A 19,033-nucleotide genomic window follows, 5' to 3' on the forward strand; every position below is an offset into this window, starting at 1 on the left:
TTAAGAATTTTTTAGATAGCAAAAACAAGGCTTGTAATATTTGTAATATTTGATAAAATTGTTACAGGTATTTGAGAATCTCCTTTGCATATACAAAGGAGGATGAAAATGAAACGATGGATACGAATCTGGATGGGTGTTCTGTTACTTTTGAGTGTATTACCCGGATGCGGTACAAAACCAGAAGAAATTCTTCTGGCAGCGGAGTCATCCGTACAGCAGGAAGCAGCACCATCACTGAAGAAGGATTCCTCGCAGGAACTGTCGGTTACAGAACTGCAGGAAGATCTGGTACAGGCGGACACGATATTTGTCTATGTCTGTGGTGCCGTGTGCAATCCCGGGGTATATGAACTGCCTGCGGACAGCAGAGCTTATGAAGCGGTAGCGCAGGCCGGCGGAATGTCAGAAAATGCAGCCGGAACAGTTGTGAATCTGGCAGAAGTGCTGACAGACGGGCAGAAACTGCAGATTCCTTTTCAGGGAGAAGTCTCTGAATTACAGGGGAGCGATAACGGTGAGATAACAACCGACAGTCGTGTCAATATTAATACAGCTTCCGTGGAAGAACTGATGACCTTAAAAGGCATCGGTCAGACCCGTGCGGAACAGATCCTGGAATACAGAGAAAAATATGGTTCCTTTGCCAATCCGGAGGCAATTATGAATGTCGACGGGATCAAGCAGGGAACCTATGACAAGATAAAAGATAACATTAGAGTTCAATGAGGTGACGAAATGGCGAAAAAAGTGCTGGTGGTAGATGATGAAAAATTAATCGTGAAAGGAATTCGGTTCAGTCTGGAGCAGGATGGTATGGAAGTTGACTGTGCCTATGACGGTGAAGAAGCGCTGGATATGGCAAAATCAAAGGAGTATGACATAATTTTACTCGATATCATGCTTCCGAAACTGGATGGATTTCAAGTATGCCAGCAGATTCGCGAATTTTCAAACGTACCGATCGTGATGCTGACTGCAAAAGGTGATGATATGGACAAAATCCTTGGTCTGGAATATGGAGCAGATGATTACATAACGAAACCGTTTAATATTCTGGAGGTTAAGGCCCGGCTGAAAGCAATCATGCGTCGTACTTCCCGCAAAGAAGTAGAAGAAAATCCGAATGTGATCGTGGATGGAGATGTGCGTCTCGACTGTGAGAGCAGACGTCTTTTTATCAAAGGCCGTGAGATCAAACTGACCGCAAAAGAATTTGATCTGATGGAACTTATGGTTAAGACACCGGAAAAAGTATACAGCAGGGAGCGCCTGTTGAATCTGGTATGGGGCTATGAATATCCAGGTGATTTCCGTACCGTGGATGTGCATGTACGCCGTCTGCGTGAGAAAGTAGAGGCAAATCCGAGTGAGCCGAAATATGTGCATACCAAATGGGGCGTGGGCTATTATTATCATTCTGACAAACAGAGGTAGTAGATTTGAAAGCAATTATCACATATTTTAAAAGTCTGAAATTCCGTATTTTTCTATTGATTATTTTATTTGGACTTGTTCCAACCTTTCTGTTGCGGGCTGGTATTTTGTCGGCTTATGAAAAACGAGCGGTAGATACTCGTACCGTAGATATCACAAGTCAGGCAAAATTGTTAGCCACACAGATTGTGGCAAATAATTATCTGCTAGATACCTCAGCACCAAGCATTACTACACAGCTAGATCAGCTTTCCACAATTTATGACGGGCGTGTCATGTTGATCGACAATACATTCACAATTGTGAAAGATACATATGCACTGGATGAGCAGAAAACAATTTTGTCCGAAGAAGTGATACAGTCTTATGGCGGAGAAACAGTGCAAAAATATGATGCAGACAATCGCTATATTGAAATGACGCTTCCGATTAATGATGAATCCGGTAAACATGTAATTGGCGTTATGTTGGTAAGTGTTTCTACCGATAGCATTGCGGCTACACTTGGCATTTTAAAGCAATATGCGCTAATGTTGCAGTTTTTGGTAGCAGTAATTGTTGTAATCGCAGGATTTGCCGCATCCAGTGGACTGGTTCGACCATTTAAACGTCTGACAAAATCTATCAAAGATGTGCAGGATGGCTATGAAGCGGATTTTATCAGTGTCAGTTCCTATTCTGAGACAGAGACGATTTCTGCAGCTTGCGATGAAATGCTGCAGCGTTTGCAGACATTAGACGAAAGCCGACAGGAATTTGTATCCAACGTATCCCATGAGTTGAAGACTCCTTTGACATCTATGAAAGTTCTGGCAGATTCCCTGATTGGTCAGGAAGACATTCCAGTGGAACTTTACAGGGAATTTATGTCTGATATCGGAGACGAAATCGATCGTGAGAACAAGATTATCAACGATCTTCTTTCACTTGTGAAAATGGACAAGTCTGCAGGAAATATCAACATTGCGAGCGTACAGATTAATGAGCTGTTAGAGCGTATTATGAAACGCCTGCGTCCAATTGCCCAGAAACAGAATGTGGAACTGGTGATGGAGAGTTTTCGTCCGGTTGTGGCTGAGGTAGATGAGGTAAAACTGACACTGGCATTATCAAATCTGATTGAGAATGCGATTAAATACAATAACCCGGAAGGATGGGTACATGTATCTCTGAATGCGGATCATCAGAATTTCTTTGTGACAGTGGAAGATAATGGTATTGGCATTCCGAAAGAAGCACAGGATCGCATTTTTGAACGATTTTACCGGGTAGATAAATCTCATTCACGAGAGATTGGTGGTACCGGGCTGGGACTTGCCATTGCGCGAAATGCGATCCTTATGCATCGTGGCGCGATTAAGGTACACAGTATGGAAGGGGAAGGAACAACCTTTACGGTGCGGATTCCTCTGACCTATATCGCAGGTTAAGATAAGGGGATATCTATGAAAATTTGGAAACGAACAGGTGTTTTGTGTTTGGCTGTTTTAGTAGCTTTCGGCTCGTTTGCCGGATGCGGGAAGCACAAAAAAGAAAATACCGGATATACAATGTTTTATCTGAACAAACAGAAAACCAAAATTGTGAGCCAGTCTTATGAACCGGTGGCATCGGACACAACGGATCTCATCGAAGAATTTATTGATCAGATGTCAGAAGAGACGGATGATGTGGATTATCAAAAAATATTTCCGGATAATGTACAGATTGAGCGTTATGAATATACGAATCATCAGCTTTATCTGTATTTTAACAAGGCGTACAGCGATATTCCGGTTACGGAAGAGGTGCTTTGCCGTGGAGCTGTTGTCCACAATATGATGCAGATTCCGGATGTGGAAGGTGTGTCTTTCTATGTCAACAATCTGCCCTTAACGGATGTAAACGGCAAGGAAGTCGGTATTCTCACCAATGATTCCTTTGTGGAAAATCCGGGGGAGAAGATCAACAATATTCAGGAGGCAAATCTGACGTTATATTTTGCTTCTACTACAGGAGACGGGCTTGTGCGGGAGACACAGCATGTGTATTATTCCAGCAATACGTCTATTGAAAAACTGATCATGGAGCGGCTTTTAGATGGACCGAAATCTTCCAATGCAAGATCTGCCATACCGGATAATACAGACCTGATCAGTGTGTCTGTCATGGATGGCGTGTGCCTGGTAAATCTTGGGGAAGGTTTCCTGGCACAGAATTTTGAGATCAAAGAAGACGTAATTATTTATTCTATCGTGGATTCGCTGACAGAACTGGATACCATCAACACGGTACAGATTGCAGTCAACGGAAAAACAAATATCACATATCGAGAAAAGATGTCATTAAGCGAATATTATAAACGTAATCTGGATCTTGTCACAGAAGAGGGGGACGACGTTGAAGTCGTACAAAAACAGGAGAAGGAGGGCTTACTTGATTCTGGACAGTAAACGACATATCTGTTTGTGTGCAGCTGCATTGACTGCTGGAATTCTGCTGGCCGGTGAAGTATCGGCCATTCATGTGATTCCGGCAGTTTTTCTTTTATTTGGCTGTGTGACCGGACTATTACAACGGGGCAATACACCCCGATTGGAAATGAGGGTCATGATCGTGATCCTCGCAATATGCAGTATTTTGGGTGCTGCACGGACTAGAAGATATATAGCATCTTATGCAGAACGACAAGCGGTCGTTCAGAACCTTGCAGAGGTTGAAATCATCGGCATCGTAAGCCGTAAAGAAATAAAATCTGATTCTTATCTGTATCATATCAGACAGACATATCTGAATGCAGACCAAACGCCTATTTTTCTTGGGCAAATTATTGTAACAAACGAACAGGACGACATTCCGGTGGGAGCGGTGGTTACTGTATCCGGGAAGGCACAGTTGTTTTCCCATGCGCGAAATGATGGAAATTTTGATTTCGCCACGTATTACAGACAATTAAATATTATTTGCCGCGTAAATGCGGACATGATCAGGCAAAATGTTGCACCACATTTTTTTATAAGAGAAACCATATATCAACTTCAAAAAAAGATGGTTAAGGTGTATGTCGAAAATTTAAATGAACGGGATGCAGGAATATTGTGTACACTGGCAGCAGGGAGCAGATCACAGTTGGATCCCGACACCAGACAAGTGTACCAGAATGCAGGAATTTCACATTTGCTTTCTATCTCTGGGCTGCATATTTCCATTATTGGATTCAGTCTATATCGGTTGCTTAGAAAAATGCGTAGATCTTATCTGTTTTCTGCGGCTTTCAGCATCGTTTTGGTTTTCTGCTTTGCCTATATGAGTGGATTTGGGATCCCTGCCCGCAGAGCGGTTATCATGTATCTATGTATGATGGGAGCGCAGGTACTTGGCCGTACTTATGAAGCGGCCAACGGACTAGCACTGGCTGCTATCCTATTAATGATTGAAAATCCGATGATACTGGATCAGAGCGGTTTCCTGTTTTCTTTTACCGCAATGCTTTCGATTGTGTTGTATGGTATATTGTTTCAGGATACAAGGTGGAAAGAGAAGAAACACGAGGAACGGAAAGTACCCTGGAAAGAGTTGGTTTTACAAAAAATGCTATTCCCCTTGAAAAGCAATTGCCTGTTCAGCCTGTGGTTACAACTATGGCTGTTGCCCTTGACGGCATGGTTTTATTATGAAGTCCCGACATATTCTTTTTTTCTAAATCTGTTGGTTCTTCCATTAAGCGGCTGGCTGCTTGGTGGCGGATTACTGGCTGCATTACTTTATCCGAAACTGCCGTATATTGCGGGCTGGATGTTAGTCGGCTGTCATGAAATTTTAAATGTCTATGAGGCAGGTATGAAGTTTATGCGAATACTGCCTGGAAATTTGCTTTTGACAGGGCGCCCGGAACTTTGGTGTATGGTTGTTTACTATCTTTTCCTGGCGCTATTCTGTATATGGAAATGCAGACACACAGATAATATGGAAATTCGGAAAAAGGTCTTTTTTACCGGAATTTGTGGCGGACTTCTGACAGGAACCCTGCTGTTTCATCCGGCAGAACTTCCAGGAATTTACATGCTGGATGTTGGTCAGGGAGATGGGCTGTTTCTGACTGATGGCGTCGGTGGCAGAATATGGATGGATGGTGGAAGCAGCTCAGAATCCTCTGTCGGTACCTATCGGATGCTTCCTTTTCTGAAATATCACAGAGTACCGGCTATTGATTACTGGATTGTTACACATCCCGATGCGGATCATATTTCAGGATTGCTGGAACTACTTGATGCAGAATATCCGATCCGACATTTGATTCTGGCAAAAGCACAGGAAAAAGAGGAGGCCTGTCAGGAATTGATTAGCTTGGCTAAACAGAAAGGCACCAATATACAGTATGTAAGGACAGGAAGTGAATTGCATTTAAGGGATATGGAATTACACTGTCTGTATCCAGATGTACAGGAGACAGCTGCAGACATCAATGGATTGTGTCAGGTATGGGAACTGCGAAGCCATGATTTTGCTATGCTTTTTACAGGGGATATTGGTGAAGCACAGGAAACTTTATTGTTGGAACGGAATTTGCTAAAGCCGGTTAATGCTCTGAAGGTAGCTCATCATGGTTCGCGTTACTCCAGTAGTGAGAAATTTCTAACAAGGATTCAGCCAGAAATCGCACTGATTTCAAGTAGTGCACATAACCGCTATCGACATCCGTCACCAGACACAATTGAACGCCTGCGGAATCAGAAAGTTAGAATATGTTGTACTAAAGATATGGGACAACTGTCTATTTTATATCGGAAAGGACAGTGGGTGTTGCAGCATTATACAGAATAATTCAAAAATCTAGTTGTATACGGTTACATGTGTAAAACAGCTGTCTTGACAGTTGTAAACGATGATAGTATAATGGCGAAAGCATTATAAAGAGGAAAAATACTATGAAAGAATATTATGACGTCATTATCGTAGGCACCGGTGCAGCTGGTTTATACTGTGCATTAAACCTACCGGAGCGTAAACGAATTTTATTAATTACAAAGCAGGAAGCAGATCAGTCAGATTCCTTCCTTGCTCAAGGTGGTATCTGCATGCTTCGCGGAGAAGATGATTATAAGAATTATTTTGAAGATACCATGCGTGCAGGACATTATGAGAACGATGAGCGTGCTGTAGATCTGATGATTCGAAGTTCTAATGATATTATTCGTGATCTTGTACAGAGAAAAGTTGATTTCACAAGAGATAAAGAGGGAAATCTGATGTTTACAAGAGAAGCAGCTCATTCCCAACCACGTATTCTGTTTCATGAGGACATTACTGGAAAACAGATTACACAGACTTTATTAGATGAAGTAAAGGCAAAAACGAATATTGAAATCTGTGAATACATGACTATGGTAGATTTAATCGCAAATAATAATGTCTGCGGTGGAATTATTATTATGGATCAGGATAATAAGGTTTATCCGGTCTATGCACAGCATGTGGTATTAGCATGTGGCGGACTTGGTGGTTTGTATCAGAATTCTACAAATTTCCCACATATTACGGGCGATGCGATTGGCATTGCATTAAAGCATCAGGTTCAACTTGAGCACATTGATTACATACAGATTCATCCGACGACTCTTTTTTCAAAGAAGCCAGGACGTAGATTCCTTATATCTGAATCTGTTCGTGGAGAAGGCGCTTTACTATTGGATAAGAACGGACAACGTTTTACAGATGAATTGCAGCCGCGGGATAAAGTGAGCCAGGCTATTTTTGCCCAGATGGAAAAAGAAGGATCGGATCATGTCTGGGAAGATATGCGTCCACTTGGCAAAGATACGATTTTATCACATTTTCCAAACATTTACCAGCAATGTCTTGAGGAAGGATTTGATCCATGCAAAGAGCCGATTCCGGTTGTTCCGGCACAGCATTATTTCATGGGCGGTCTCAAAGTCGATCTTGGAAGCCGCACTTCAATGAAAGGATTGTATGCCTGTGGTGAGACAAGTTGTAATGGAGTGCATGGTAAAAACCGTCTGGCAAGCAATTCTCTCTTGGAATCACTGGTGTTTTCGCGCAGAGCAGCCGATGATATTCTGTTTGGAACACAGACAAAATATGAGAGAATACCGATAGATATTCAGAAATACGAAGACCGTGAACAGATTTTATCTGAATATCATACCGCAGTAAAAAATGAGATTGAGAGGGTGAAAAACAGTCATGAATGATATAACAATGAAACTGCAGGCAGACAATCTGATCCGCCTTGCATTACAGGAAGATATTACAAGTGAGGATGTGTCTACTAATGCTGTAATGCCAACTGCACAACCGGGTGAAGTGGATCTGATTGCAAAGGAAGATGGTGTGATCGCAGGTCTTGATGTTTATGCGAGGGTTTTTTATCTGTTGGATCCTGAGACAAAAGTAACATTTTACTGCAAAGATGGAGACAATGTAAAGCAGGGGCAGCGGATGGCTGTTGTACAAGGAGATATCCGTGTGCTTCTTTCCGGTGAGCGTGTTGCATTAAATTATCTGCAGCGCATGAGTGGAATTGCTACTTATACAAGACAAGTAGCAGAGTTGCTGAAAGGCAGTAAAGTGACACTTCTGGATACTAGAAAAACAACTCCAAACTGCCGTATTTTTGAAAAATATGCAGTTCGAGTGGGTGGAGGATGCAATCATCGTTACAATCTGTCTGATGGTGTTTTATTAAAAGATAATCATATTGGAGCTGCCGGAAGCATAACAAAGGCTATCCAGATGGCAAAAGCATATGCACCATTTGTCAGAAAGATTGAGATTGAGGTAGAGACACTGGATCAGGTTCAGGAAGCAGTTGATGCTGGGGCAGACATCATTATGCTGGATAATATGACCCCAGAGGTGATGAAAGAAGCAGTATCATTGATCAATGGTCGTGCACAGACGGAGTGTTCCGGTAATATTACAAAGGAAAATATCGCGAAAATCTGTGAGATAGGTGTGGATTTTGTATCCAGCGGTGCGCTGACACATTCTGCTCCGATTCTTGATATTTCCATGAAGCATCTGCATGCAATTTAGGCGGTGGAAAATATTTACCAGGTGATATATCATAGAACTTTTATATGGAGTACTTATAAATATCTAATGATATGTAAAAATGAGAAAGTGAGAAATCAAAATGACGATAGCAGAAATACAGCAGGAAATTATGCGTATGAAGAAAGAACAGGATATCTGTATTCTGGCACATGCCTATCAGGGGCAGGATATTTTAGAAGTTGCTGATTATATGGGAGATTCCTACGGATTGAGTGTGCAGGCATCAAAAAGTAATTGCAAGGGTGTTATCATGTGTGGTGTGCGTTTTATGGCTGAGACATGCAAGATTTTAAGTCCTAAAAAGAAAGTCTGGCTGGCAAATCCGACAGCGGGATGTCCGATGGCAGAGCAGCTGGATCTCGATTTTCTGCGTGCTTTAAAGCAGAAATATCCGGATCATGCAGTTGTAGCTTACATTAACACAACTTCCGAACTAAAGACAGAGTGTGATGTCTGTGTTACTTCCTCCTCTGCTGTGGAAATCTGTAAAAAACTGGATTCTGATAAAATTCTATTCATTCCAGATCCAAACCTTGGACGCTATGTGGCTCAGCAGATTCCAGAAAAAGAGTTTGCCTTTTATACAGGAGGATGTCCACGCCATATGATCGTGACACCAGATCACGTCAGAAAGGCAAAAGAACTTCATCCCAATGCACTTCTTTTAGTTCATCCAGAATGTCGACAGGAAGTAGTAGAACAGGCAGACTACGTTGGTTCTACCACAGGGATTATGGATTTTGCAAAAAAATCCGAGCACAAAGAATTTATCATTGGTACAGAGAATAGTATCGTACAGCATCTGCAGTTTGACTGCCCGGAGAAGCAGTTCTACCCATTGACAGTACAGCTTACCTGTATGAATATGAAAATTACTACACTGATGGATGTTTATAACTGTTTGAAAGGCTGTGGTGGCGAAGAAATTATTTTGCCGGATGATGTGATGGAAGGTGCAGGCCGCTGCATTCACCGTATGGTAGAACTTGGTGGCTGATTCTGTTTATTGTCAGATTAAATCCACGATTTTTAACGCTAGTTGTGCTAAGTAGTAAATTCTAATATTGCGAATATTTAAGGCGGGAGAGTTTTTTCTTTCCCACCTTGTGTTTTTTGGGCATTCATATTATACTTTGAGACATGAAAACATTACAGGAAGATTTAAAAACAGGAAATTTTAAACATTGCTATTTGCTATATGGAGAAGAACCTTATCTGGTACAGCAGTATAAAATACGTCTGAAAAATGCGTTGTCGGTAGAAGGGGACACCATGAATACATCCGTATTTTCCGGGAAAGATATTCGCCCAGAGGCTTTGATCGACCTTTCGGAGACACTGCCATTTTTTGCAGAACGGCGTGTCATTCTGGTGGAAAACAGTGGATTTTTCAAAAAAAGTATGGAAGACCTTGCCACTTACATGGCTGAACTTCCGGAGACATCCTATTTCGTCTTTGTGGAAGAAGAAGTGGACAAGCGCGGAAAAATGTACAAGCAGGTCAAAAAGTACGGCAGCGTGGTAGAATTCAAGCGTCAGACGGACGCAGTTCTGATGCAGTGGATTCTCGGAACACTGAAAAAAGAAAATAAAAAGATTACCCGTTCGGTTATGGAACTGTTTTTGAGTAAGACAGGAAACGATATGGAACTGATCGCTCAGGAACTGGAAAAACTGCTGTGTTATACGCTGGAAAAAGATGTGATTGAAGCAGAAGATGTAGATGCAATCTGTGCCAATCAGATCAGTGGAAAAATCTTTGATATGGTGGATGCCATTGGCCGCAAAGAACAGAAAAAAGCACTGGATCTGTATTACGACCTTCTGATGTTGAAGGAACCTGCAATGCGTATCCTTTTTCTGATCACACGTCATTTCCAGATCCTGATGCAGCTGCGTGAGATGGCCGGCGGCGGATTTGATTATAAGAGCATGGCTTCCAAGGTCGGTGTACCGGAATTTGCCGTGCGCAAATATACCGGGCAGGCCCGGGCTTTTGATGGCCTGAGACTGGAAGAAATTATGCGGGAGTGTGTACAGACAGAGGAAAATATCAAAACAGGTCAGATGGGAGACCAGCTTGCGGTAGAATTACTGATCATTTCCACGATGCAGTAATTCAGTGTAATTACAGTTCACACGCACCATTCGCATTTTTTAAACTGGAGCACAAAAAAGTGTTGCAATTGCATTTTTGTTGTGCTAGAATCAGACGCAGAAAGACAAAGACGTCTGGATGAAATTCATCCGGGCGTCTTTTTTGTGTTGTTAAGGAGGATTTTGAAAATGAACACAGGAGATACCGCTTTTATGATGATCTGCTCGGCACTGGTATTTTTTATGACACCGGGTCTGGCGTTTTTTTATGGAGGACTGGTCCGCAGGAAAAATGTTGTAAACACAATGATGGCATGTGTATCCATCATGGGGCTTGCAGTTGTAATGTGGGTTGCTTTTGGATATTCTCTTGCATTTGGCGGCAATCACGGAGGTATTATTGGAGACTTCCGCTGGGCATTCTTACATGGTATTAGCATGTCAGAAGCGGGACCTTATGCAGACAGTATTCCGCATTTAGTTTACATTGCTTTTCAGATGATGTTTGCAATCATTACACCAGCTCTGATTACAGGATCTCTCGTAGGAAGAATGAGATTCAAAGCATTGTTTTTCTTCATTGCTTTATGGTCGGTTGTTGTATATTATCCGTTGGCTCATATGGTATGGGGCGAAGGAGGTCTGTTGGCAGCCATTGGTTCCGTGGATTTTGCAGGTGGTAACGTCGTTCATATCAGTTCCGGTATCACAGCTTTGACACTGGCTATTTTACTTGGCCGCAGAAAAGGTTATAATAAAGTGGCTTATCGGGTACATAACATTCCATTTGTTGTTCTTGGCGCATCTATGCTGTGGTTTGGATGGTTCGGATTCAATGCAGGAAGTGCTTTAAAAGCAGACGGACTTGCTGCACATGCATTTATGACAAGTGCGATTTCCGCAGGTGTTGCATTGTTATCCTGGATGCTTCTGGATGTGATTATGGATAAAAAGCCAACACTGGTTGGTGCATCCACTGGTCTGGTTGTCGGTCTGGTAGCCATCACACCGGGGGCAGGTTTCGTGCCGATCTGGTCAGCATTTATCATTGGAGCACTCGTCAGCCCAATCTGCTTCTTTGGTGTCAAACTGATCAAACAGAAACTGAAAATCGATGATGCGCTGGATGCCTTCGGATGCCATGGTATCGGTGGTATCTGGGGTGGTATCGCAACCGGGTTATTCGGAAAAACTTCTATCAACAGCGCTGCACGCTGGGATGGATTAGTATTTGGCGATCTACATCTGTTTCTGGCACAGCTTGCAGGTATCGGTATTACCATTGCAATCGCAGTAGTCGGAACACTGGTTTGTATTGGAATCGTGCGTATCTTTACAAAGATCCGTGTGGATGACCGTGCCGAGACCATCGGTCTGGATCTGTCCGAACATGGTGAGAAAGCATACCCGTCCTTCAACGGCTGGGATTAATGCATATTGATGTGAAAATTGTTCGATGTCCTGAAATAATGATGTATTGAAAAATTTAAATTCATTTTGCTAATGCAGGATGAAGTGTAAGGAGATATCTATGTTAATCAAAGTAGAAGCAATCATAAATGAAGAAAAATTCGAAGATGTCAAAGAAGCGTTAAATGCTATTCATGTCAATGGTATCACGGTGTCACAGGTCATGGGCTGCGGTACCCAGCGTGGATTAAAGCGTTATGTCCGTGGTTCCGAGGTAGAGATTAACCTGCTGCCGAAGATTAAACTGGAGATTGTGGTTTCTTCCGAAAAATGGGAAGAGAAGGTAATTGATACCATCCAGAAAACTGCTTATACCGGAAATGTCGGTGATGGAAAAATTTTCAGCTATGAACTGCGTACAGCAACTAAAATCCGTACCAACGAAAAGAACGAACATGCCATCTGGGGGGATGAACAACGGCAGGAATATGCCCGTAATCCGGAGGCAAAAGAAACACTTTAGTGTGTCAAAAAAATAACGTTAGTGTTAAATAATTAATTAATGGAAATCCTATTGCATTTCCGAAAAATTGTCTGTATAATAAGCGCAATTGCATGATTGTTCTTAAAAAAATACAATCCGTTTCTGTACATATATCTCACGAAAACAGATTGTATTTGAAAAAAGAACAGGCTGATAAGGCATATGAGGGGCTGATTTACGAACTTGATATGGCAAAAGCTATGGCTGATGCAGATCTTGTCATTGAGTCTCTTTCCGAGGATCCGAAAGCCAAAATTGAGTTTTATCAGGCAATGGCTCCATTACTTCCGGAGAAAACAGTGGTCGTAACTAATTCTTCCACAATGCTTCCAAGTACTTTTGCATCTTATACAGGCAGACCGGAAAAGTATCTGGCACTTCATTTTGCAAATGAAATATGGAAAAACAATACGGCTGAGATCATGGGACACCCGGGAACAGATCAGAAATACTATGATGAAGTCGTTGCATTTGCAAAAGAAATCGGAATGATTCCGTTACAGCTGAAAAAAGAGCAGCCGGGATATATCTTGAATTCTCTGCTGGTTCCGTTCCTGAATGCCGGACAGGCCTTATATGCAAACGACGTAGCCGATCCGCAAACTATCGATCTGACCTGGATGCTTGGAACCGGAGCACCACTTGGACCGTTCCGTATTCTGGATATTGTCGGACTGGATACCGCTTACAATATCGTAATGATGAATCCTGAGGCAAAGAATCCAGAGACATTACCGGGCAAGATTGCCACTCGTCTGAAAGAATTTATTGATGCAGGTAAGAAAGGTGTTGCAACTGGAGAAGGATTCTATAAATATAATTAAATACATGTTCAAAAAGAATCTGTCCAGTTCGGGCAGATTCTTTTTAGTCAATAATTAAAAATTATTCCGAAACCAGTTTCAGCCCCGTAATGTCCGGCTGAATAGTAAGAGAGTAGTTTGTATAGTAGACTACAAATCCTGGTTTTGCTTTATTTGGTTTCTTTACATTCTTTTTCTGCAGATAATCAATTTCTACCTTTTCGTTGCCACGTCCCTTGGAATAAAAAGCAGCGAGTCGTCCGGCTTCTTCAAAGGTACGATCCGGCATTTCACCAGTTTTGGTTTTCACAAGTACATGGGAACCCGGCATTCCTTTTGCATGGAACCACCAGTCGTTACCTTCAGCAAATTTGAACGTCAGCTCATCGTTCTGGAAGTTATTTTTGCCGACATAAATGTCAAATCCATCGCTGGAACGGTAGTGGTACGGTTTGCTCTTGCCCTGTGTCTTCTTTTTGGAATATTTGTGCTTAATATACCCGCTTTCCATCATCTCTTCCTTGATCTGCTGCAAGTCGGCTTCCGTCTCTGCAATATCCAGGGCAGTGGCGATGGAATCCAGATGATCGATCTCAAGCTGTGTATCCTCAATCAGATCCGTCAGTGCCTCATAAGTACGCTTCAGTTTTGCATACCGGTCAAAATATTTTTTTGCATTATCCAGTGGTGAGATTGTATCGTCCAGAGGAATATGGATTGTTTCATTTGTATAGTAATTTAACGCATCAAATCCTTTGCAGCCTTCTTCCAGCTGATAGCCGTAAGTATGGATCAGTTCGCCGTATACTTTGTATTTTTCCCGTTTTTCTGTATCTTTTAACTGTTTTTTCTGCAGATCATATTTTTTGCGGTTTCGTTCTAACAGTGTATTGATCACATGACGCAGATCTGCAGATTTCTGACGCATCCGGGTGTAAAGACTGCGCTGCGCATAATAGTTTTCCAGTACCTCAGAGATAGAATCGTAAGGAACGATCGTATCGGAAGCATAGGAAGTCAGCGGGATTGCTGCATACTCAATTGGTTCATCCTGATGCATAATGATGTTCGGGTAAAAACGACCTTCCCGGATATCTGACATGGCAGCCAGAAAAACTTCTGTCAGTTTCTGCTGCTCAGCTTCTGTCAGTGAAGCGCATGGAGCATCACCGTCCACATTTGCCCGATAGCAGAATTCATTGGCAGCTAGCGGACTGATGCCGGTATAGGATGTATAAATTGCTTTTGCGGCGCTGCATGGTTTCTGTAATGCGTGTGCTATAAAATGTTCCCCGGTTTCTTCCAGCGGGTTTATTTTGTCCTGCTGCGCCGGTATGAAATAGGTGCGTCCCGGAAGTACCTCACGAACAGAACTTACCTGTGCAGAAATGTGTTTGATACTGTCAAGGATCATGTCATTTTCATCACAGAAGATAATGTTGCTGTGTTTTCCCATCAGTTCAATGATCAGTTTTTTGTGCCTTAGATCACCCAGATCATCCAGATGCTCAATTTCAAACACGATAATACGCTCCATACCCGGCTGGGTAATGGATATGATGCGTCCGTTTGCCACATGTTTTCGAAGCAGCATGCAGAAATTTGGTGCTGTCATCGGGCTGGGCTTATTTTTATCTGAAATATAAACCAGTGGCAGTGACGCACTGGCAGACAAAAGCAGACGTTTCTGACCGGAAGTTCCTTTTAAGGTGAGAAGTAATTCATCTTTTTCCGGCTGAGCAATTTTGCTCAAACGTGCATTTGTGAAATTTTCCTTTAATTCTTTTGCCAGACTGGCAACTACGATTCCATCAAGAGCCATAAAACTCCTCCTAACTAACTATCTGAACCATATTTTTCCACACAACAATATTGTTACCTTGCCTTGTAATACTGCAAATTTCGTGAAAAAAATGCAATTCGCTAATGACAAAATGGTAGCATGATTTTCATAAAAAAGCAAATTTAAACTGGAAAAACCATAAATGCTGTGGTATTATATTGGATGTTTGACTACAGGAAACAAGAATATAGAAATTTTTAGTACTTTGTCACTGACGAAATAAGAGATAGAGAGAAAAGAAAGGAGTTTTTTACAATGCAAACAGAAGAGAAGAATCCACTTGCCACACAAAAGGTAAGTTCTCTGATTTTAAAATTTACCATTCCGGCCATTATCAGTATGATGGTAAGTTCTTTATATAATATTGTAGATCAGATTTTTATCGGTCAGGGTGTTGGTATGCTGGGTAATGCGGCAACGAATATTGCATTTCCGGTAAATATCATTTGTACGGCAGTGGCACTTTTGCTTGGAATCGGCAGTGCTTCCAATTTTAATCTGAAATCCGGCGCCGGACACACAGAAGAAGCGAAAAATTATGCCGGTAACGGTCTTACCATGCTTGTGGTATGTGGCGTGATCATCACCGCTGTTACATTATTGTTTTTAACTCCATTGATGCATATTTTCGGAGCAACCGAAGAGGTGCTGTCGTATGCCATTGATTACACGGGCATCACAGCCATCGGTGTACCATTCCTGACACTGACCACCGGTGGATGCCATCTGGTGCGTGCGGACAGAAGCCCTTCTTTTTCCATGGCCTGTATGCTGACAGGTGCGATCATCAACACGATCCTGGATCCGTTATTTATTTTTGCCTTCCACTGGGGGATTAAAGGTGCTGCCTGGGCGACCGTTCTGGGACAGGTTGTTTCCGGTGTTATGATCCTGGTGTATTTCTGGAAATTTTCCAAAATGAAACTGACCCGTCAGCAGCTGATTCCAAAAGGAAAATACCTGGGTGAGATCACAGCTCTTGGACTTGCTTCCGGAATCAATCAGGTGGCCATGGCAATCATTCAGATCACGATGAACAATATCCTGCGGAAATACGGAGCCATTTCTGATTACGGTGCGGATATTCCAATTGCCTGTGCGGGAATTATTTCCAAGGTAAATATGATCTTCATGTCCATCGGAATTGGTATTTCACAGGGCTGTCAGCCAATTTTTGGATTTAACTACGGAGCGGAAAAATTTGAGCGTGTACGGGAAACCTACAAAAAAGCGGCTGTTGCAGCTGTTATTGCCGGTATTGTGTTTTTTGCCTGCTTCCAGTTGTTCCCACGCCAGATCATTTCCCTGTTCGGTGGTGGAAGCGAAGCATATTTCCGGTTTGCGGAACGGTATTTCCGTATTTTTATGTTTATGACATTCATCAATGGTATCCAGCCGATGTCCTCCGGATTTTTTACATCTATCGGAAAGGCGAAACTTGGTATGATCGTGTCTCTGACCCGCCAGATCATGTTTTTATTGCCACTGATCCTGATCCTTCCTGTATTTATGGGAATCGATGGTGTCATGTATGCGGGACCGATTGCAGATCTGGCCGCAGCGGTTATTACCATATGGTATGTGTATCTTCAGTTCAAAGATATGCGCCAGAAAGAAGCTAGACTGAAACAATAAATTAGAACGCAGAAATATTTGACTTCCGTAAAAAAACATTTTATAATAAATTGATTATGCAGGGCAGAAGGCTTCTGCATAAACAGAATTCGAGATAAAGCAGGTGCAGACACATGATAAAAAGTATGACAGGATTTGGCCGCTGCGAACTTTCTAATGATAAGAGAAAGATCACGGTTGAGTTAAAATCCGTAAACCACAGATACCTCGATATAAATATCCGTATGCCGAAGAAGTTGAATTTCTTTGAAGCTGCTATCCGCAGTCTGCTGAAAGAATATATGCAGCGCGGAAAAGTAGATGTGTTTATCAGCTACGAAGATTTTTCCGAGCAGACCATGGCGGTTAAGTACAATGCCGCAATTGCCCGAGAGTATCTTGGCTATCTGCAGCAAATGGCAGATGAATTGAACCTGGAAAATGATATCAGAGTCAGCACATTATCCAGATATCCGGAAGTATTGACCATGGAAGAGCAGACACCGGATGAGGAGGAACTCTGGTCACAGTTAGAGCAGACAATCCGTAATGCCTGTACACAGTTTGCCCAAACCCGTGCTGTGGAAGGTGCGCATCTGAAACAGGATCTGGTAGAAAAACTGCATCACATGAAGTTAAATGTCGATAAGGTGGAGGAACGTGCACCGCAGATCGTGAGGGAGTACCGTACAAAACTGGAAGAAAAAGTACAGGAACTGCTTGGTGATACCCAGATTGATGAGGCGAGACTGTCCACAGAGATTATTCTGTTTGCTGATAAAATCTGTACAGATGAGGAAACCGTTCGCCTGAAAAGCCATATCACATCCATGTTAAATGCACTGGATGGAAATGAGGGCATCGGACGTAAGCTGGATTTCATCGCGCAGGAAATGAACCGTGAAGCCAACACGATCCTGTCCAAATCAAATGATCTGGAGACTTCAGGCATTGCAATTGAGTTAAAAACAGAGATTGAGAAAGTGCGGGAACAGATTCAGAACATTGAATAAAAGGAGTAGATATGGCAGGATTGATCAATATCGGTTTTGGAAATGTGGTAAACACAGATAAAATCGTAACTATCATTAATCCGGACTCTGCACCGGCCAAACGAATCGTTCAGAAAGCCAAAGAATCCGAGCGGATCGTGGATGCCACGCAGGGCAGAAGAACAAAAAGCATTATTCTGACCGACAGTGAACATGTGATATTGTCTGCACTTCAGCCGGATACACTGGCTGGCAGATTTCAAAATACACAAGAGCATAAAGAAATGCTGTAAAGAGGAGATTGAGTCATGGCAGATTCAGGATTTTTAATTGTAATATCAGGATTTTCGGGTTCTGGAAAAGGAACAATCATGAAAGAGCTAATCGCGCGTTATCCGGATGAATACGCGTTATCCATCTCAGCCACCACCCGCGGACCGCGTGAGGGAGAGCAAAATGGAAGAGAATATTTTTTCAAAACAAAAGAAGAATTTCTTACTATGATTGAGAATGGTCAGCTTCTGGAACATGCGCAGTATGTGGAAAACTACTATGGTACACCGAAAGCTTATGTGGAGGAACAGCTGCAAGCCAACAAAAACGTAATTCTTGAGATTGAAATTCAGGGTGCGTTAAAGATCAAAGAGCAGTTCCCGCAGACTTTGCTACTGTTTGTTACACCTCCTTCCGCACAGATCTTAAAAGACCGTCTGACCGGACGTGGTACGGAGACAGAAGAAGTCATTAATTCCAGACTTTCCAGAGCCATTGAGGAAGCGGACGGCTGTGAAGTATATGATTATCTGGTCATCAACGATGAACTGGATGAGGCAGTAGAACATGTACACCAGATTATTCGGAGTGAGCATCAGCGTATGCAGCATAACCTGAATACCATTGAGACAATAAAAAATGATTTAAAACAATTTGTGAAAGGAGATTTATCATGATACATCCATCTTATAATGAATTAATGAAAGTCGTAAATAATAACGCCGAGTATGGTGAGGAGCCGGTTGTAAACAGCCGTTACTCCATCGTCATTGCATCTGCAAAACGTGCCCGTCAGATTATCGGCGGAGCTGAGCCGACTGTTCCAAACGCAGCAGGCAAGAAACCGTTATCTATCGCAGTAGAGGAGTTATACACAGGAAATGTAAAAATCCTCGGTGAAGATGATGATGTAAAAGAAGAGGGTGACCGCTAGGGAAGCCCCCTTGATTCACATGCTGCC

Annotated in this window: 18 protein-coding genes; 17 read left to right on the forward strand and 1 reads right to left on the reverse strand. The window is 42.4% G+C overall.

What is annotated here, in order from left to right:
* Positions 1-108 precede the first annotated feature (108 nt).
* From Q0I54_RS01045 to Q0I54_RS01100, 12 genes are all read left to right on the forward strand, one after another.
* Entirely contained in the window at positions 109-729 is a 621-nt protein-coding gene (locus Q0I54_RS01045; RefSeq protein WP_296115707.1) for a helix-hairpin-helix domain-containing protein, read from the forward strand.
* A gap of 9 nt (positions 730-738) precedes the next feature.
* Complete coding sequence (locus tag Q0I54_RS01050) at positions 739-1,437, forward strand: response regulator transcription factor (protein ID WP_296115709.1); 699 nt, start codon at positions 739-741, stop codon at positions 1,435-1,437.
* A gap of 5 nt (positions 1,438-1,442) precedes the next feature.
* Positions 1,443-2,867 (forward strand): cell wall metabolism sensor histidine kinase WalK, encoded by a 1,425-nt coding sequence (locus Q0I54_RS01055; protein WP_296115711.1) that lies wholly within the window; start codon positions 1,443-1,445, stop codon positions 2,865-2,867.
* A gap of 15 nt (positions 2,868-2,882) precedes the next feature.
* Entirely contained in the window at positions 2,883-3,869 is a 987-nt protein-coding gene (locus Q0I54_RS01060; protein ID WP_296115713.1) for a GerMN domain-containing protein, read from the forward strand.
* Entirely contained in the window at positions 3,853-6,240 is a 2,388-nt protein-coding gene (locus Q0I54_RS01065; RefSeq protein WP_296115715.1) for a DNA internalization-related competence protein ComEC/Rec2, read from the forward strand. The genes Q0I54_RS01060 and Q0I54_RS01065 overlap by 17 nt, the downstream gene beginning before the upstream one ends.
* A gap of 104 nt (positions 6,241-6,344) precedes the next feature.
* On the forward strand, positions 6,345-7,631 hold the full coding sequence (locus Q0I54_RS01070) for an L-aspartate oxidase (RefSeq protein ID WP_296115717.1): 1,287 nt from the start codon (positions 6,345-6,347) through the stop codon (positions 7,629-7,631).
* The gene (gene nadC / locus Q0I54_RS01075) at positions 7,624-8,475 is read left to right on the forward strand and encodes a carboxylating nicotinate-nucleotide diphosphorylase (RefSeq protein WP_296115719.1); all 852 of its coding nucleotides are present in this window, start codon (positions 7,624-7,626) and stop codon (positions 8,473-8,475) included. The genes Q0I54_RS01070 and nadC overlap by 8 nt, the downstream gene beginning before the upstream one ends.
* A gap of 100 nt (positions 8,476-8,575) precedes the next feature.
* The gene (nadA, locus tag Q0I54_RS01080) at positions 8,576-9,493 is read left to right on the forward strand and encodes a quinolinate synthase NadA (RefSeq protein ID WP_296115720.1); all 918 of its coding nucleotides are present in this window, start codon (positions 8,576-8,578) and stop codon (positions 9,491-9,493) included.
* Positions 9,494-9,636: 143 nt separating this feature from the next.
* Entirely contained in the window at positions 9,637-10,614 is a 978-nt protein-coding gene (holA, locus tag Q0I54_RS01085; RefSeq protein WP_296115722.1) for a DNA polymerase III subunit delta, read from the forward strand.
* A 168-nt stretch (positions 10,615-10,782) separates the two neighbouring features.
* Complete coding sequence (locus tag Q0I54_RS01090) at positions 10,783-12,024, forward strand: ammonium transporter (RefSeq protein WP_296115724.1); 1,242 nt, start codon at positions 10,783-10,785, stop codon at positions 12,022-12,024.
* 100 nt (positions 12,025-12,124) lie between these two features.
* Positions 12,125-12,526: a P-II family nitrogen regulator gene (locus tag Q0I54_RS01095; RefSeq protein WP_296115726.1), complete on the forward strand. Its 402-nt coding sequence runs from the start codon at positions 12,125-12,127 to the stop codon at positions 12,524-12,526.
* 92 nt (positions 12,527-12,618) lie between these two features.
* On the forward strand, positions 12,619-13,371 hold the full coding sequence (locus Q0I54_RS01100) for a 3-hydroxyacyl-CoA dehydrogenase (RefSeq protein WP_296115728.1): 753 nt from the start codon (positions 12,619-12,621) through the stop codon (positions 13,369-13,371).
* 61 nt (positions 13,372-13,432) lie between these two features.
* On the opposite strand, the gene Q0I54_RS01105 is transcribed toward Q0I54_RS01100, so the two are convergent.
* Complete coding sequence (locus tag Q0I54_RS01105) at positions 13,433-15,172, reverse strand: NFACT family protein (protein WP_296115729.1); 1,740 nt, start codon at positions 15,170-15,172, stop codon at positions 13,433-13,435.
* Positions 15,173-15,448: 276 nt separating this feature from the next.
* Here Q0I54_RS01105 and Q0I54_RS01110 point away from each other — a divergent pair, with 276 nt between their 5' ends.
* From Q0I54_RS01110 to rpoZ, 5 genes are all read left to right on the forward strand, one after another.
* Entirely contained in the window at positions 15,449-16,828 is a 1,380-nt protein-coding gene (locus Q0I54_RS01110) for an MATE family efflux transporter (RefSeq protein WP_296115730.1), read from the forward strand.
* A 113-nt stretch (positions 16,829-16,941) separates the two neighbouring features.
* Complete coding sequence (locus Q0I54_RS01115; RefSeq protein ID WP_296115732.1) at positions 16,942-17,820, forward strand: YicC/YloC family endoribonuclease; 879 nt, start codon at positions 16,942-16,944, stop codon at positions 17,818-17,820.
* Positions 17,821-17,831: 11 nt separating this feature from the next.
* On the forward strand, positions 17,832-18,092 hold the full coding sequence (locus Q0I54_RS01120; protein ID WP_296115734.1) for a DUF370 domain-containing protein: 261 nt from the start codon (positions 17,832-17,834) through the stop codon (positions 18,090-18,092).
* 15 nt (positions 18,093-18,107) lie between these two features.
* Positions 18,108-18,749 (forward strand): guanylate kinase, encoded by a 642-nt coding sequence (gmk, locus tag Q0I54_RS01125; RefSeq protein WP_296115736.1) that lies wholly within the window; start codon positions 18,108-18,110, stop codon positions 18,747-18,749.
* Positions 18,746-19,006 (forward strand): DNA-directed RNA polymerase subunit omega, encoded by a 261-nt coding sequence (gene rpoZ, locus Q0I54_RS01130; protein ID WP_296115738.1) that lies wholly within the window; start codon positions 18,746-18,748, stop codon positions 19,004-19,006. Before gmk ends, rpoZ begins: the two co-directional genes overlap by 4 nt.
* Positions 19,007-19,033: the final 27 nt, after the last annotated feature.

Origin of the sequence: uncultured Eubacterium sp. (assembly GCF_934295145.1) — a bacterium.
Taxonomy (GTDB): Bacteria; Bacillota; Clostridia; order Lachnospirales; family Lachnospiraceae; genus Eubacterium_I.

Excerpts from the sequence above, each read along its gene's own strand:
- rpoZ (WP_296115738.1), top strand. The coding sequence starts at position 18,746 with ATGATACATCCATCTTATAATGAATTAATGAAAGTCGTAAATAATAAC.
- Q0I54_RS01115 (WP_296115732.1), top strand. The coding sequence starts at position 16,942 with ATGATAAAAAGTATGACAGGATTTGGCCGCTGCGAACTTTCTAATGAT.
- Q0I54_RS01110 (WP_296115730.1), top strand. The coding sequence starts at position 15,449 with ATGCAAACAGAAGAGAAGAATCCACTTGCCACACAAAAGGTAAGTTCT.
- holA (WP_296115722.1), top strand. The coding sequence starts at position 9,637 with ATGAAAACATTACAGGAAGATTTAAAAACAGGAAATTTTAAACATTGC.
- Q0I54_RS01050 (WP_296115709.1), top strand. The coding sequence starts at position 739 with ATGGCGAAAAAAGTGCTGGTGGTAGATGATGAAAAATTAATCGTGAAA.
- gmk (WP_296115736.1), top strand. The coding sequence starts at position 18,108 with ATGGCAGATTCAGGATTTTTAATTGTAATATCAGGATTTTCGGGTTCT.
- Q0I54_RS01090 (WP_296115724.1), top strand. The coding sequence starts at position 10,783 with ATGAACACAGGAGATACCGCTTTTATGATGATCTGCTCGGCACTGGTA.
- Q0I54_RS01045 (WP_296115707.1), top strand. The coding sequence starts at position 109 with ATGAAACGATGGATACGAATCTGGATGGGTGTTCTGTTACTTTTGAGT.
- Q0I54_RS01100 (WP_296115728.1), top strand. The coding sequence starts at position 12,619 with ATGATTGTTCTTAAAAAAATACAATCCGTTTCTGTACATATATCTCAC.
- Q0I54_RS01095 (WP_296115726.1), top strand. The coding sequence starts at position 12,125 with ATGTTAATCAAAGTAGAAGCAATCATAAATGAAGAAAAATTCGAAGAT.
- Q0I54_RS01120 (WP_296115734.1), top strand. The coding sequence starts at position 17,832 with ATGGCAGGATTGATCAATATCGGTTTTGGAAATGTGGTAAACACAGAT.
- nadC (WP_296115719.1), top strand. The coding sequence starts at position 7,624 with ATGAATGATATAACAATGAAACTGCAGGCAGACAATCTGATCCGCCTT.
- Q0I54_RS01070 (WP_296115717.1), top strand. The coding sequence starts at position 6,345 with ATGAAAGAATATTATGACGTCATTATCGTAGGCACCGGTGCAGCTGGT.
- Q0I54_RS01060 (WP_296115713.1), top strand. The coding sequence starts at position 2,883 with ATGAAAATTTGGAAACGAACAGGTGTTTTGTGTTTGGCTGTTTTAGTA.
- nadA (WP_296115720.1), top strand. The coding sequence starts at position 8,576 with ATGACGATAGCAGAAATACAGCAGGAAATTATGCGTATGAAGAAAGAA.
- Q0I54_RS01105 (WP_296115729.1), bottom strand. The coding sequence starts at position 15,172 with ATGGCTCTTGATGGAATCGTAGTTGCCAGTCTGGCAAAAGAATTAAAG.